12 protein-coding genes and 5 tRNA genes are annotated in these 15,728 nt (G+C 25.3%); 16 read left to right on the forward strand and 1 reads right to left on the reverse strand.

The window, feature by feature from the left end; translation table 11 throughout:
- Positions 1-92 precede the first annotated feature (92 nt).
- Positions 93-2,522 carry a DNA mismatch repair protein MutS gene (mutS, locus tag BLBCPU_RS00770; protein WP_014246103.1) on the reverse strand — a complete coding sequence of 810 codons (2,430 nt, stop codon included), beginning with the start codon at positions 2,520-2,522 and terminating at the stop codon, positions 93-95.
- Positions 2,523-2,619: 97 nt separating this feature from the next.
- Here mutS and ileS point away from each other — a divergent pair, with 97 nt between their 5' ends.
- The 16 genes from ileS to rpoB all read left to right on the forward strand — a co-directional run bounded on the left by ileS (position 2,620) and on the right by rpoB (position 15,674).
- Positions 2,620-5,982, forward strand: coding sequence for an isoleucine--tRNA ligase (ileS, locus tag BLBCPU_RS00775; RefSeq protein ID WP_014246104.1), 3,363 nt, complete (start codon positions 2,620-2,622; stop codon positions 5,980-5,982).
- A 90-nt stretch (positions 5,983-6,072) separates the two neighbouring features.
- Complete coding sequence (locus BLBCPU_RS00780; RefSeq protein ID WP_014246105.1) at positions 6,073-6,468, forward strand: TraR/DksA C4-type zinc finger protein; 396 nt, start codon at positions 6,073-6,075, stop codon at positions 6,466-6,468.
- A 12-nt stretch (positions 6,469-6,480) separates the two neighbouring features.
- Entirely contained in the window at positions 6,481-7,113 is a 633-nt protein-coding gene (locus tag BLBCPU_RS00785) for a lipoprotein signal peptidase (protein WP_014246106.1), read from the forward strand.
- Between the two features lie 94 nt (positions 7,114-7,207).
- A tRNA-Thr gene (locus BLBCPU_RS00790) sits at positions 7,208-7,281 on the forward strand.
- 7 nt (positions 7,282-7,288) lie between these two features.
- Positions 7,289-7,372: transfer RNA gene (locus tag BLBCPU_RS00795), tRNA-Tyr, on the forward strand.
- 34 nt (positions 7,373-7,406) lie between these two features.
- A tRNA-Gly gene (locus BLBCPU_RS00800) sits at positions 7,407-7,483 on the forward strand.
- 12 nt (positions 7,484-7,495) lie between these two features.
- Positions 7,496-7,567 (forward strand) — tRNA-Thr (locus tag BLBCPU_RS00805).
- 52 nt (positions 7,568-7,619) lie between these two features.
- Positions 7,620-8,807: an elongation factor Tu gene (gene tuf, locus BLBCPU_RS00810; RefSeq protein WP_014246107.1), complete on the forward strand. Its 1,188-nt coding sequence runs from the start codon at positions 7,620-7,622 to the stop codon at positions 8,805-8,807.
- Positions 8,808-8,830: 23 nt separating this feature from the next.
- Positions 8,831-8,903 (forward strand) — tRNA-Trp (locus BLBCPU_RS00815).
- Entirely contained in the window at positions 8,901-9,122 is a 222-nt protein-coding gene (locus BLBCPU_RS00820) for a preprotein translocase subunit SecE (protein ID WP_254044407.1), read from the forward strand. Before BLBCPU_RS00815 ends, BLBCPU_RS00820 begins: the two co-directional genes overlap by 3 nt.
- A 15-nt stretch (positions 9,123-9,137) precedes the next feature.
- On the forward strand, positions 9,138-9,686 hold the full coding sequence (nusG, locus tag BLBCPU_RS00825; protein WP_014246109.1) for a transcription termination/antitermination protein NusG: 549 nt from the start codon (positions 9,138-9,140) through the stop codon (positions 9,684-9,686).
- 12 nt (positions 9,687-9,698) lie between these two features.
- Positions 9,699-10,130 carry a 50S ribosomal protein L11 gene (gene rplK / locus BLBCPU_RS00830; protein WP_014246110.1) on the forward strand — a complete coding sequence of 144 codons (432 nt, stop codon included), beginning with the start codon at positions 9,699-9,701 and terminating at the stop codon, positions 10,128-10,130.
- 25 nt (positions 10,131-10,155) lie between these two features.
- Positions 10,156-10,854, forward strand: a complete 699-nt coding sequence (gene rplA, locus BLBCPU_RS00835) for a 50S ribosomal protein L1 (RefSeq protein ID WP_014246111.1) — start codon at positions 10,156-10,158, stop codon at positions 10,852-10,854.
- Complete coding sequence (gene rplJ, locus BLBCPU_RS00840; protein WP_014246112.1) at positions 10,851-11,372, forward strand: 50S ribosomal protein L10; 522 nt, start codon at positions 10,851-10,853, stop codon at positions 11,370-11,372. The genes rplA and rplJ overlap by 4 nt, the downstream gene beginning before the upstream one ends.
- Before the next feature lie 55 nt (positions 11,373-11,427).
- Positions 11,428-11,805, forward strand: a complete 378-nt coding sequence (gene rplL / locus BLBCPU_RS00845) for a 50S ribosomal protein L7/L12 (RefSeq protein ID WP_014246113.1) — start codon at positions 11,428-11,430, stop codon at positions 11,803-11,805.
- Positions 11,806-11,846: 41 nt separating this feature from the next.
- Complete coding sequence (gene rpoB / locus BLBCPU_RS00850) at positions 11,847-15,674, forward strand: DNA-directed RNA polymerase subunit beta (RefSeq protein WP_014246114.1); 3,828 nt, start codon at positions 11,847-11,849, stop codon at positions 15,672-15,674.
- The last annotated feature ends 54 nt before the right edge of the window (positions 15,675-15,728 follow it).

The raw sequence follows: 15,728 nt of genomic DNA on the forward strand, positions 1-15,728 counted from the left end.
TTAAAAAAATTAATTATTTTTTTTAACCTAAAAAAGGATTTTTTTTATATAAAAAATTATTTTTCATTTTTCTTTTTTCTAAAACTTTTTTTTTATCCAAAATTTTTTAATATTTCCTTTGCTCTATGGATAATTTCTATAGGAATTCCTGAAATTTTTGCTACGTGAATACCGTAACTGTGTTCACTTCCACCCTTAATCATTTTTCGCATAAAAATAATATTTTCATAAATTTTTTTTACAGATATATGATAATTTTGGATTCTTTGAAAAAAAGAACTTATTTTATTTAATTCATGGTAATGAGTTGCAAATAAGGTAAGAGGTCTAAAAGGACTTTTATGTAAAAATTCAACAATAGACCAAGCTATAGATATTCCATCATAAGTACTTGTACCTCGTCCAATTTCATCTAAAATTAGAAAACTTCTTTTAGAAAAATTGTTTAATATATTTGCCATTTCATTCATTTCTACCATAAAAGTAGATTCTCCTAAAGAAATATTATCGGATGCACCTACTCTACTAAATATTTTATCTACTAATCCTATTTCTGCATGTTTAGCAGGCACAAAACTACCTATATGGGCCATTAATATAATAATAGCAGTTTGACGAAGAATAGCAGATTTTCCTGACATATTTGGCCCAGTTATTATAATAATTTGTTGATTTTTTTTATTTAAAATGACATCATTAGGGATATAGGATTTTTTTGAAATAAACTGCCTTTCAATAACTGGATGTCTTCCTTTTTTGATACATAATCTAAACGAATGATTGATTTCTGGTTTTACATAATAATTTTCTAATGCAGAAAGTGAAAAGGAACATAATACATCCAATTCCGCAATTATTTTTGCATTTTTTTGTAAAGGAATTATATATTTTAAAATTTGATTAATTAGATCATAAAAAATTTTTTTTTCGATAGAAAGTATTTTTTGTTCGGAATTTAAAATTTGTAACTCATAATTTTTTAATTCTTCAGTTGTGTATCTTTCGGAATTAGTTAATGTTTGTTTTTGTATCCAATGAGATGGTATATTGTATTTTTTTGTTTTTTTAATTTCTAAAAAATATCCAAAAATATTGTTATATCCAATTTTTAAATTATGAATTCCAGTATTTAATTTTTCATTATTACATAGTTTTTCCAAGTATTCTTTTTTGGAAAAATATAGATTACGAATATTATCCAATTCTTTAGAAACCCCTTTTGCTATTACATTTCCTTTTTCTATATGATATGGTGTATTCGGATCTATTGTATCCAGAATTTTTTGGGATATTATATTGCAATTTTGAAATGAATTTACAATTTCTAAAAAAGTTTTATATTTTTTATTTGAAAAAATTTTTTTTTGTATTTGAACTATAGCTGTTAAAGATTGATGTAATCTAATTATTTCATGTGGAGAAATTTTTCCAATAGTCATTTTAGAAATTATTCGTTCTATATCATAAATTTCTTTAAGTTTTTTTTGAATAAATGAACGAATAGAAATATTCGAAAAAAAAAATTCTACTATTTCATAACGTTTTTGTATATGAATAATATTTGTTAAAGGAAAATGTATCCAATGTTTTAATAATCTACCTCCCATAGGAGTTATAGTTTTATCTATAATATCAATTAAGGATACCCCATTTTTATCCAAACAACGAAATATTTCTAAATTTTTAAATGTAAAATCATCAATCCACATATGTTCTTCTTTTTTTATTCTTTTTATATTAGAAATATGTTTTATTTTATAATGTTGGGTATCGTATAAATAGTTTAATATAACACCGGAAGCAGTAATACCAAGTTTTAAATTATCTATTCCAAAACCTTTTAAAGAGTTTGTTTTAAAATGAGATGTCAATTTTTCATATGAAAATGAATAATTGAACATCCAATCTTCTATTAAGAAAGTATAATATTTGTCTTTTAGAAATTTTTCAAAAAAATTTTTTTCTTTTTTCTGAAAAAGAACTTCACTTGGATTAAAATGTTCTAAATATTGTAATATACTTTCTTTATTATCTTCCGCTATAAAAAAATCTCCTGTAGAAATATCTAAAAAACTTATACCTAATTTTTTTTTTCCTATATGAATAGAAGCTAAAAAATTATTTGATTTGGTTTTTAATATATTTTCGTCTATCGATATTCCTGGTGTAACTAATTCTATAACTCCTCTTTTTACAATATTTTTTCCTTTTTTTGGTACTTCTAGTTGATCACAAATAGCTACACGATGTCCTGATCGTATTAATTTTGGTAAATAAACATTTAAAGAGTGATAAGGAAACCCAGCTAAATGAATAATAGAATGTTTTTTTTTACTAGATCTATTAGTTAAAACAATATTTAATATTTTAGAACATTTTATAGCATCTTCTCCAAAAGTTTCATAGAAATCTCCTACTTGAAATAGTAATATAGCATCTGGATATTTAGATTTTATATCATTATATTGCTTAATTAATGGAGTTTTTTCTTGCTTTATTAAAGTATTTTGGTCTTTATTCATACCTAATAGTATTTAAAAATAAAGTAGGGGATTTTTTTATAATATAAAAAGTTTAATTAAGGAAATAAAAACCTTTTTTTTTAAATATGAATTTATTATGTTAAAAAAATTTAAAGAATATAAAAAATTAAATCTCAAAAGTATTTCTAAAGAAATAACTCAATATTGGGAAAAAAATAAAATTATTCAAAAAAGTTTTCAATTTAGAAAAAATCTTAATAAAAAGGATAGATCTTCATATCATATTTTATATGAAGGGCCTCCTTCTTTAAATGGAAGTCCTGGTATTCATCATACAGTATCTAGAACTATAAAAGATATATTTTGTAGATATCATACTCTTAAAGGGAAGATAGTAATTAGAAAAGCGGGATGGGATACTCATGGATTACCTATAGAACTTAATGTAGAAAAAAAAATAGGAATTACTAAAAATGATATAGGAAAAAATATAAGTATAGAAAAGTATAATAATATTTGTAAATATTTTGTCAAAAAATCAATGAAAAAATGGATAAAATTTACAAATAAAATAGGATATTGGATAGATCTTAAAAATTCATTTATAACATATAAAACTAAATATATAGAAAGTGTATGGTGGTTGATAAAAAAATTATATAAAAAAAAAATTATTTATAAAGGTTATACTATACAACCTTATTCTCCAGCAGCAGGTACCGGATTAAGTTATCATGAATTAAATATGCCAGGAACCTATAAAAAAGTAAAACAAATAACTCCTACTTTAAAATTTAAAGCGATAAAAAGTACTTTACCAAAAGAAATTCAAAAGTTTTTAGGAGATATATATTTAATATCTTGGACTACTACTCCTTGGACACTTCCATCCAATACAGCATTAGCTATTGGATCGGATATAGATTATGTTTTAGTAAAAACTTATTGTCCTTATAATTTTTTAAAAGAGAACATTATTTTAGCTGAAAAATTAATTTATAAAATATTATTACCAAATAAATTTTATTCCGTATCAAATAATTATGAATTTGATCGATCAAAAATTGAAAATAAAAATAAAATTCCTTATTATATAGCATATAAATTCAAAGGAAAAGATCTTTTTAAAAGTAGATATGAACAATTATTACCTTGGTTTAAACCTTATCAAGAAGAAAACAATGCTTTTCAAATAATAAATGGTGATGGTTATGTTAATGAAAATGAAGGAACTGGAATTATTCATATAGCTCCTACATTTGGAATAGATGATTTAAAAATAGCTAAAAAAAATAACATTCCATCTATGTTAATTTTAAATGAAAAAAATATTCCTATTCCTTTAGTAGATATGCAAGGAAAATTTTTAAATTGTTATCCTCATGGATTTAGTGGAAAATATGTTAAAAATGATTTTAATACTAATATAAATACAAAACTAGTTTCTGTAGATCATGAAATAGTTTCCTTTCTTGAAAAAGAAAAAAAACTTTTCAAAGTAGAAATGTATACACATTTTTATCCACATTGTTGGAGAACTGAAAAACCTATTCTTTATTATCCTTTATATTCATGGTTCATAAAAACAACAAAAATAAGAGAAAAATTAATTTCTTTAAATAAAAAAATTAATTGGATTCCTAAATTTATAGGAAAAAAACGTTTTGATACTTGGTTGAAAAATATAAGAGATTGGAATTTATCACGTTCTAGATATTGGGGGACTCCTTTACCAATTTGGAGAACAAAAGATGGAAAAGAAGAATTAGTTATAGGATCTATTAAAGAATTATTTTTAGAAATTCAAAAATCTATTGAATATGAGTTTATGTCATACAATATATTAGAAAATTTTATTCCGGATGATATGAGAGATGAAAATTATGAAAAAATAGATTTGCATAAACATTTTTTAGATAAAATTATATTGGTTTCTCGTAAAGGAGCTCCAATGAAGAGAGAATCGGATTTAATAGATGTATGGTTTGATTCTGGAGCTATGCCATATGCTCAATTTCATTATCCTTTTGAAAATAGAAAATATATTGATGAATATCAATTTTTTCCTTCAGATTTTATTGCGGAAGGGATTGACCAAACAAGAGGATGGTTTTTCACATTACATACTATTAGTTCATTATTATTTAATTCTATAGCATATAAAAATGTTTTATCTACTGGTTTAGTATTAGATAAAAAAGGAAATAAAATGTCTAAAAGTAAAGGAAATACTATCAATCCTTTTGAATTAATAGAAAATTATGGGGCTGATGCAATACGTTGGTATATTATATTTAATTCTGAACCTTGGGATAATTTAAAATTTGATATAAAAGGAATTGATAGAGGAATTAATAAATTTTTTAGAACACTTTATAATGTTTATTCTTTTTTTGTTTTATATGCTAATATAGACGGATTTTCCTATAAAGAAAAAGACTGTTCTTTAAAAAATTACACTGAATTAGATCTTTGGTTACTTTCTGAATTAAATACAATGATTAAAAAAGTAGATGAATCTTATAAAGATTATAATCCTACTAAAGTTTCTCGTATTATTTCATTTTTTGTATTAGATCAATTAAGTAATTGGTATATAAGACTATGTCGTAGAAGATTTTGGAAAGAAGAATATACAAATAATAAAATTGTAGCATATCAATTACTTTATAAATGTTTAATTACAATTTCTAAATTATTATCTCCTATCGCTCCATTTTTTTCGGAAAAATTATATATTGACCTAAACTCTATCACAAAAAGAGAAACTTTTGAAAGTATTCATTTTACTAATTTTCCGATCTATGATTTATCATTTATAAATAAAGAATTAGAAAAAAGAATGCTTTTAGTTCAAAGGATTACTACTATGAGTTTTTCTATAAGAAAAAAAAATGGAATAAAAATTCGTCAACCTTTGAAAAAATTACTCATTTTAATTCGTGATGAAAAAATACGTTTTGAATTGAAAAAAATATCTGAAATTCTTAAACAAGAAATAAATGTAAAAAATATTGAATTTATGGAATCTTATAATGATTTAGAATCAGTTAAATATATTCAACCAAACTATAAATCTATCGGTTCTAGATTTGGAAATAAAACTCCAATCATATCGGAAATAATTCAAAAATTTACTCAAGATAAAATTAAAGAAATCGAATATAAAAAAAAATATATTTTTTTTCTTCAAGGAGAAAAATTTATATTATTTTTAAACGATGTAAAAATTACTACCGAATTTATTAAAAATTGGTCTGTCATATTTGATAATGAACTTACAATAGCTTTAGATTTACATATTACGAATTCTCTTTGGGAAGAAGGTGTTATAAGAGAATTAATTAGATATATACAAGAATTAAGAAAAAAGTGTAACTACCAGGTTATTGACAAAATATTTATATATATAAATGCTATTCAAAGAATACAATCTATTATACAGAAGAATAAAAACTTTCTTTGTAAAGAGACTCTTGCAGTAGATTATTTTTTTTAGAAAAAAAATATAGGAAAAAAAAGGCGTAAAAATCGATTTTGAAAAAAATCCAATATATATATTAATTCGAAAAATCGAAAATACATAAAAATGAAAGAGCCAGACAAACAAAGATATTCGATGGAAGAAAGAAAAGAATTTCGTAAACTTATACTTAAAAAATTAGAAAAGGTAAAAAAAGATTTATCAATTCTTAAAGATAATTTTGATAATGATCAAAATAATGGTACAGATGATACTTATCCTACATTTAAAGCTTTTGAAGAAGGATCTGAAACACTTAGTAAAGAACAAAATGCTCAAATTTTGGAACATTTAAAAAAATTTATACAAAGTTTAAATTCTGCTTTGATTAGAGTTGAAAATAAAGATTACGGAATTTGTCGTATTACAAAAAAATTGATACCTAAAGCACGTCTTATGGCAGTTCCACATACTACTTTAAGTATTGAAGGGAAGAGACAGGTAGAAAATCAAAAAAAGTAAATTTTTAATTTTTTGAAAAAGATATTTTTAAGTATTTTTCCTATTATTTTAATAGATCAGATTTTAAAAATTTATATAAAAACTCACTTTGAACTAGGAAAAGGAGTTCCGATATTTTTCATTTTTTTTGGATTTTTTTTTGTAGAAAATCCTGGAATGGCATATGGTATATCTATTGCTCCTGGATATTTTGGAAAAATTCTTTTAAGTTTTTTTCGTTTTATTGTAGTTTTATTCATATTTTTTTTTCTTTATAAAAATATAAAGAAGAAATCTTCAAATTATTTAATTATTCCAACTATTTTTATCCTTTCAGGAGCTATCGGTAATCTTTTAGATAGTTTTTTATATGGATTATTATTTGATACAGGTACCATTTACAATCAAGAATCTCATAAATGGATTTCTTATTCTGGAATTTCAAATATATTCCCTTGGAATGGTGGGTATGCTTCCTTGATGAAAGGATGTGTAGTTGACATGTTTTATTTTCCTATTTTTAATATTTATATTCCTTCTTGGACTCCATTTTTTTGGAGGATATTAATTTTTCAATTTTTTAAACCAGTTTTTAATTTTTCTGATTTTATAATATCTATTGGAATTATTTTATTGTTAATTTTTAAAAAAAAATTAAACATGTAAAGATTTTTTGATAATTATAAAAATCTCCATAGATTTGTACCTACCTGATTTTTATTATTTATTGGTAGAAAATTGTTTTGAACGAAACCAAACAGCCGGTGTAGCTCAGATGGTCAGAGCACGTGATTTGTAATCTCGGTGTCGTGGGTTCGAATCCCTCCTCCGGCTTTTTTTTGGGGAGATACTCAAGTTCGGTTAACGAGGACAGACTGTAAATCTGTTGGCTCAGCCTTCGCAGGTTCGAATCCTGCTCTCCCCATTTTTTTTTATATAGTAATCGTATAATAAAAAAAGCGGAAGTAGCTCAGTTGGTTAGAGCATCATCCTTCCAAGTTGAATGTCGCGGGTTCGAATCCCGTCTTCCGCTCCAATTATGATTATGGCCAATGTAGCTCAGAGGTAGAGCACTTCCTTGGTAAGGAAGAGGGCACGGGTTCAAATCCCGCCATTGGCTTTTTTTTAAATTTTTTGAAAATTATTAAAATTGTTAGAAATTATTATTTATCATGGCAAAAGAAAAATTTAAACGTGACAAACCACATTTAAATATAGGGACTACAGGTCACGTAGATCATGGAAAAACTACTTTAACAGCAGCCATTACAAAAGTGTTGTCAAAAATGGGACTTGCAGAAGAAAAAAGTTTTGATGCAATTGATAATGCTCCAGAAGAGAAAGCTAGAGGAATTACTATCAATACTTCTCATGTAGAATATGAAACAAAAAAAAGACATTATGCTCATGTAGATTGTCCTGGACATGCAGATTATGTTAAAAATATGATTACGGGAGCTGCTCAAATGGATGGTGCAATTTTAGTAGTTGCGGCCACGGATGGACCAATGCCTCAAACAAGAGAACATATTTTATTGTCACGTCAAGTTGGTGTTCCTAAGATAATTGTTTTTATGAACAAAGTCGATCAAGTAGATGATCCAGAATTATTAGAATTAGTAGAAATGGAGATCCGTGAATTACTATCCAAATATGAGTATGATGGAGAAAATATTCCTATTGTCCAAGGATCCGCTTTGGGGGCTTTAAATGGAGAAGAAAAATGGATTAAAAAAATTCAAGAACTTATGAATATTTTGGATGAATATATTCCAGATCCAGTTCGTGAAATGGATAAACCATTTTTAATGCCTATCGAAGATGTATTTACTATAACGGGAAGAGGAACCGTAGCTACAGGTCGTATTGAAACTGGAATTATAAATACAGGAGATTTAGTAGATATTATAGGATATTGGGAAAAACAATTATCATCTACAGTAACAGGAGTGGAAATGTTTCGTAAAATATTGGATCGTGGACAAGCTGGAGATAATGTAGGTTTATTATTGCGTGGAATAGAAAAAAAAGATATAAAACGTGGAATGGTCATTGGAAAACCGGGATCTATAAAACCTCATAAAAAATTTAAAGCAGAAGTTTATATTCTTACGAAAGAAGAAGGTGGTAGGCATACTCCTTTTCATGAAAAATATCGTCCTCAATTTTATTTAAGAACAACTGATGTTACGGGAGAAATACATTTATTAGGAGGTATAGAAATGGTGATGCCGGGAGATAATATCTCTATGGAAGTTAGTTTACATCAACCGGTTGCTTTAAGTGAAAATTTGCGTTTTGCTATTCGTGAAGGTGGTAAAACAGTTGGTGCTGGGCAAGTTATTAAACTTATGGATTAATAATTTTTTTTAAAAAAAATAAAACGGATGTAGCTTAGATGGTAGAGCATCGGTCTCCAAAACCGAAGGTCGTAAGTTCGAACCTTACCATCCGTGCATAATCGTATAGATATATTATCGTATATAATTTTGAAAAAAAAAAATTATTTTTGGGGGATTTACGATGAATTTTTTTATTGCATTACATGGCCTAAGTGGATAAATTTACAAATTACTACATTAATAGTATCGTTTTTTTCTATATTTTTATCCATATTTTTATATGGTGTAGATGGTCTATTTATTTTTTTTATTAAAAAATTGTTTTCCTTATAAAAATATAAAAGTTAGATGAGTAATTTAGAAAGAAAATGGTATGTTTTAAAAACTATTAGTGGTCAAGAAAATAAGGTAAAATTATATATTGAAAATGAAATAATAAATAATGGATTTAAAGAATGTATAGGTCAGGTTTTAGTTCCTATTGAAAAAGTGATACAAATGAGAAGAGGAAAAAAAATTCACAGGGAAAAAGTTTATTATCCAGGATATGTCATGATAGAAACAAATCTTGAAGTAGAAACTATTCACGCAATTAAGAATGTTCCAGGTGTTATTAATTTTTTAAGTGATGGAAAAGGAGGATCTGCTATTCCTATGCGAAAAGAAGAGGTAAATAAAATGTTGGGAAAAATGGATCAATTATCCGAAAATTATGAAAATATTAGTATTTCATTTATAATTGGTGAAACTATCAAAGTCATAGATGGTCCTTTTAGTGGTTTTAATGGAACTATTGAAAAAATTAATGAAGAAAAACGAAAATTAGAATTAGCAGTTTTAATTTTTGGAAGAAAAACTCCTTTAGAATTAAATTTTACACAAATAGAAAAAATTTAATTAAAAGTAAAAATGGGTAAAAAAATAGTTAAAAAAATAAAAATACAAAAAATCAATGGTGGAAATGCTAATCCATCACCACCTATTGGTCCAATTTTAGGAAGTTCTGGGGTAAATATAATGGAATTTTGTAAAAAATATAATTTAAAAACTAAGGAAAGAAAGGGGGAAATCTGCCCAGTAATTATTACTATCTATGAGGATAAATCTTTTTCTTTTATAATTAAAAAACCTCCAATATCTATTCAGTTACTAAATATAATTAAAGTAGAAAAAGGATCTAAGGAACCAAATCGTTCTAAAATTGGAAAAATAAGTTTAAATCAAATTAAAATGATTGCAAAAAATAAAATGGAAGATTTGAATTGTTATTCAATTAAATCAGCTATATCCATGATATGTGGAACTGCACGTTCTATGGGAATCGAAATTTATAAAAAATAAAAGTATATTCTTATTTTTTTTTATCATGTCAAAAAAATTAACTAAAAATAGAAAAATAATTTTAGGAAAAATAGATAAGAATAATAAATATTCTTTAGAAGAAGCTTTTACTCTTATTAAAAAAATTTCTTTTTCTAAATTTGATGAATCGATAGATATTTCTATTCGTCTAGGGTTAGATTCACGTTTGTCAAATCAAATAGTACGAGGAACTGTATTATTACCACATGGTATAGGAAAAAATATTTGTGTTTTAGCTTTAGTAACTAAAGATAAAGAATTGGAATCTAAAGAAGCTGGAGCGGATTATGTAGGATTAGAATATATAGAAAAAATTAAGTCTGGATGGATTGATATAGATGTAATAGTAGCTATTCCATCTGTGATGAATCAATTAGGAACTTTAGGAAAAATATTAGGTCCAAGAGGGTTAATGCCAAATCCTAAACTAGATACAGTATCTACAAATCCAGGAAAGTCGATTAAAGAAATTAAATCTGGAAAGATAATATTTAAAGCAGATCGTTATGGTATTATTCATTCTTCTATTGGAAGAGTCTCTTTTTCAACTAAATATTTATTGAATAATTTAAAAATTTTTATAAACGAGGTTATCCGAAGTAAACCATCTTCTTCGAAAGGATTTTATATAAAAAAAATTTATTTATCTACGACTATGAGTCCTAGTATATTATTAGATTCAAAAAGTTTTTTAAAAAAATGAATAAAGAAAAAAAAAGAAAAGAATTATTAAAATTAATTTCTATATTATCTGATAATGAAACAATATATTTAATTGATATTTCCGATTTAAATTCTAATCAAATTTCTATTCTTAGAAAGAATTTTAATCAATTTTTTATTCAAATGAGAGTAGTAAAAAATACTTTATTGAAAAAAGCTTTAGAAAAAATTAAAAATAAAAAATTAGATTCTTTTTTCCCTATTTTAAATGGAAATACCTCGATTTTATCATCTAATTTAGGAGGGTTACCATCAAAAATTATAAAAAAATTTCATTTTAAAGAAAAAATTGAAAAACCTTATTTAAAAGCTGCATATGTAGAAAAATCTTTTTATTTTGGAAATAAAGATTTGGATATATTAATTAATTTTAAATCTAAAAAAGATCTTATAATTGATATTTTGAATCTTCTTCAATTTCCAATTGAAAAAATACTTTTTTCCTTAAAATTAGGTGAATATAAAATATTTAAAATTATAGAATCATTATCATCGTGATGTGATGATAATGATTCTATAATAATTTATTTCTATAAATAATAAAAATAATAAAATGATAGAAAAGCTAGCAGAAAAATTAGTTAATCTTACTGTAAAACAAGTTAATGAATTATCAATTTTTTTAAAAAAAAAATATGGGATTGAACCGTCAAATACTTTTTTAGAAACATCTATGGATATTCCTAAAAATAAAGAAAAAAATTCAGAAAAAGAAGAAAAAAATATTTTTAATTTAATATTAAAATCTCCAGGAAATTCTAAATTATCTGTAGTAAAATTAGTTAAAGAAATTACTGGTAAAGGACTTAAAGAATCCAAAGAATTAGTAGATAATGTTCCAAATATTCTTCAAGAGTCTATTGATAAGAAAGAAGCAGAAAATTTAAAGAAAAGATTTGAAGATATAGGAGCTGAAGTAGAATTGAAATGATAGGTGATTTTTTTTTAGAAAAGTTTAAATTACTTTAAAATTTGGTAAATATAGAAAAATTTTCAGAAAAATCAGAAGAAAGAATTACTTTTGCATCAGTAAAAAAACAAGTAGAATATCCTGATTTATTGGATATTCAAATAAAATCATTTAAAGATTTTTTTCAACTTGATACAAAACCAGAAAATAGAAAAAATGAAGGTTTATTTAAAGCTTTTACCGAAAATTTTCCAATTTCAGATGCAAGAAATTCTTTTGTTTTAGAATTTAAAGGATATTCCATAGATTCTCCTAGATATTCTATAGAAGAGTGTATAGAAAGAGGATTAACTTATAGTGTCCCTTTAAAAGCTAAATTAAAATTATATTGTACAGATCCTGAACATGAGGATTTTGAAACTGTATATCAAGATGTATATTTAGGTACTTATCCATATATGACTCCTTCTGGATCTTTTATTTTTAATGGATCAGAACGGGTAATTGTATCTCAATTACATCGTTCGCCAGGAGTTTTTTTTGGTCAGTCCCATCATGCAAATGGAACTAAATTATATTCCGCAAGAATTATTCCTTTTAAAGGATCTTGGATTGAATTTGCTACAGATATCAATAATATTATGTATGCGTATATTGATAGAAAGAAAAAATTACCAATGACGACTTTACTTCGTGCTATTGGATATGAAAGAGATAAAGATATATTAGAAATATTTAATCTAGCGGAAGAAGTTAAAATAATAGAAAATAATCAGAATATTTTAGATAGAACTATTGCTGCTAGAATATTGAAAATATGGCATGAAGATTTTGTAGATGAAGATACTGGTGAAGTAGTCTCCATAGAAAAAAATAAAATTTTAATAGATAGAGATATTATTCTAAAACAAGAGCATATAGATATTATTATTCAAAATGAAATAAAAACAATTCTTTTGCATAAAGAAGGAGGAAAAAAAAAAGATTATTCTATTATTTATAATACTTTACAAAAAGATCCTACTAATTCTGAAAAAGAAGCTGTAGAATATATATATAGACAACTTAGAAATACCGAACCTCCTGATGAAGAAACTGCTAAGGGAATTATAGATAAACTTTTTTTTTCAGATTCTAGATATAGTTTAGGACCTGTTGGGAGATATCGTTTAAATAAACGTCTTAGTTTAGATATAGATCCCAATTATTTAGTTTTAACTAAAGAAGATATTATTGCTATAGTTGAACATTTGAATGCATTGTTTAATTCTAAAAAAGAAGTAGATGATATTGATCATCTATCTAATAGACGTGTAAAAACTGTCGGAGAACAACTTTATACTCAATTTAGTATTGGATTATCTAGAATGGCTAGAACTATTAGAGAGAGAATGAATGTTCGAGATAATGAAGTTTTTATGCCTATAGATTTGATTAATTCTAAAACATTATCTTCCGTTATAAATGTTTTTTTTGGAACTAACCAATTATCTCAATTTATGGATCAAACAAATCCATTATCTGAAATAACTCATAAAAGAAGATTATCAGCTTTAGGGCCAGGTGGATTATCTAGAGAAAGAGCTGGATTTGAGGTTAGAGATGTAAATTATTCTCATTATGGAAGATTATGTCCAATTGAAACTCCAGAAGGTCCTAATATTGGTTTAATTTCTTCTCTTTCTGTTTTTGCAAAAATTAATAATATGGGATTTGTAGAAACTCCTTATAGATTTACTAGTAATGGAAAAGTAAATTTAAAATCTAAAATTAAATATTTAAGTGCAGAAGAAGAAGAAGGTAAAGTAATTTCACAAGCTAATTCTATAGATAAATCTGGAAATTTTATATCTGACCGAATTATTGCTCGTAAAGATGGTGATTTTCCAATAGTAAAACCAAAACAAGTAGATTATATAGATGTAGCACCTAATCAAATAGCTTCTATTTCAGCTTCTTTAATTCCTTTTTTGGAACATGATGATGCTAATAGAGCACTTATGGGATCTAATATGATGCGTCAAGCCGTTCCATTATTAAATCCTGAATCACCTATTGTTGGAACTGGATTGGAAAAACAAATAGCAATAGATTCTCGAATTTTAATTAATGCAGAAAAAAATGGAATAGTAGAATATATTGATGCAAAAAAAATAATTATTCGTTATGATCAAACGGAAAAAGAAAAATTAGTAAGCTTTAATTCCGAAATTAAAGTTTATGATTTAATAAAATTTAGAAAAACAAATCAAAATACATGTATTACTTTAAAACCTATTGTTAAAAAAGGAATGAGGATAGTAAAAGGGGAAATTTTATGTGAAGGATATGCAACTGAAAATGGAGAATTAGCATTAGGAAGAAATTTAAGAGCAGCTTTTATTCCTTGTAATGGATATAATTTTGAAGATGCTGTACTAATTTCAGAAAAAGTAGTTAGTGAAGATTGGTTCACATCAATACATATAGATGAATATTCTTTAGATGTACGGGATACAAAATTAGGGATGGAGGAATTAACAAATGATATTCCAAATGTTAGTGAGGAGGCTACTAAAGATTTGGATGAAAATGGAATTATTCGTGTTGGAGCTGAAGTTAAACCTGGGGATATTCTTATTGGAAAAATAACTCCAAAAGGAGAATCGGATCCAACACCAGAGGAAAAATTATTAAGAGCTATTTTTGGCGATAAAGCTGGAAATGTAAAAGATGCTTCTTTAAGGGCAGAACCTTCTTTATTTGGTATTGTAATTGACACAAAATTATTTACTAGAAGTATAAAAGATAAAAAATCTAGAGCTCAAGATAAAATAAAAATAGATTATCTAGAAAAAGAATACGATAAAAAATTTTTAGATTTAAAAAATAATTTTTTAAAAAAATTATATACAGTTTTACATGGAAAAGTTTCTAAAAAAATTTTTTTAGATGAAAAAAAACAAAAATTTATAGAAAAAGGTACAAAATTTAGTCTAAAACTATTAAATAGTATATCTGATTATATAAATATTTCTCCATATAATTGGACTTTTGATGTAGAAATTAATAATATTATATCAGAAATATTGCATAATTATAAAATATCATTTAATGATTTAAATAGTATTATGAAACATAAAAAATTTTCTATTACTATCGGAGATGAATTACCTTCTGGAATTATTAAAATGGCTAAAGTTTATATTGCAAAAAAAAGAAAATTAAAAGTAGGAGATAAAATGGCAGGTAGACATGGTAATAAAGGAGTTGTAGCACGTATTCTTCGTGAAGAAGATATGCCTTTTTTAGAAGATGGTAGTCCAGTAGATATTGTATTAAATCCATTAGGAGTTCCGTCTAGAATGAATATTGGACAAATATATGAAACAGTATTAGGTTGGGCAGGATATAAATTAGGTATTAAATTTTCTACCCCTATATTTGATGGAGCTAGTATAGAAAAAATAACAGAATATACAAAAAAAGCGGGTATCCCAAATTTTGGGACTACTTATTTATTTGATGGAGGGACAGGAGAAAGATTTGATCAACCTGCAACAGTTGGTATTATATATATGTTGAAATTAGGTCATATGGTAGATGATAAAATGCATGCTCGTTCCATAGGTCCATATTCACTTATAACTCAACAACCTTTAGGAGGAAAAGCTCAATTTGGAGGTCAACGTTTTGGAGAAATGGAAGTTTGGGCTTTAGAAGCTTTTGGAGCATCTAATATTTTACGTGAAATATTAACTGTCAAATCAGATGATGTAATAGGAAGAGCTAAAACTTATGAATCTATAGTTAAAGGAGATCCAATTCCAGAACCAAATAATCCAGAATCTTTTAATGTTTTATGTTATGAATTAAAAGGATTAGGTTTGGATATTAATTTAGAAGAGTGACAATTATTATTGTATTGTTTTTGACTTCTATTTTAGATATATATTATATGATAC

The organism is Blattabacterium sp. (Cryptocercus punctulatus) str. Cpu, from assembly GCF_000236405.1.
In the GTDB taxonomy this organism is placed as follows: Bacteria; Bacteroidota; Bacteroidia; order Flavobacteriales; family Blattabacteriaceae; genus Blattabacterium; species Blattabacterium punctulatus.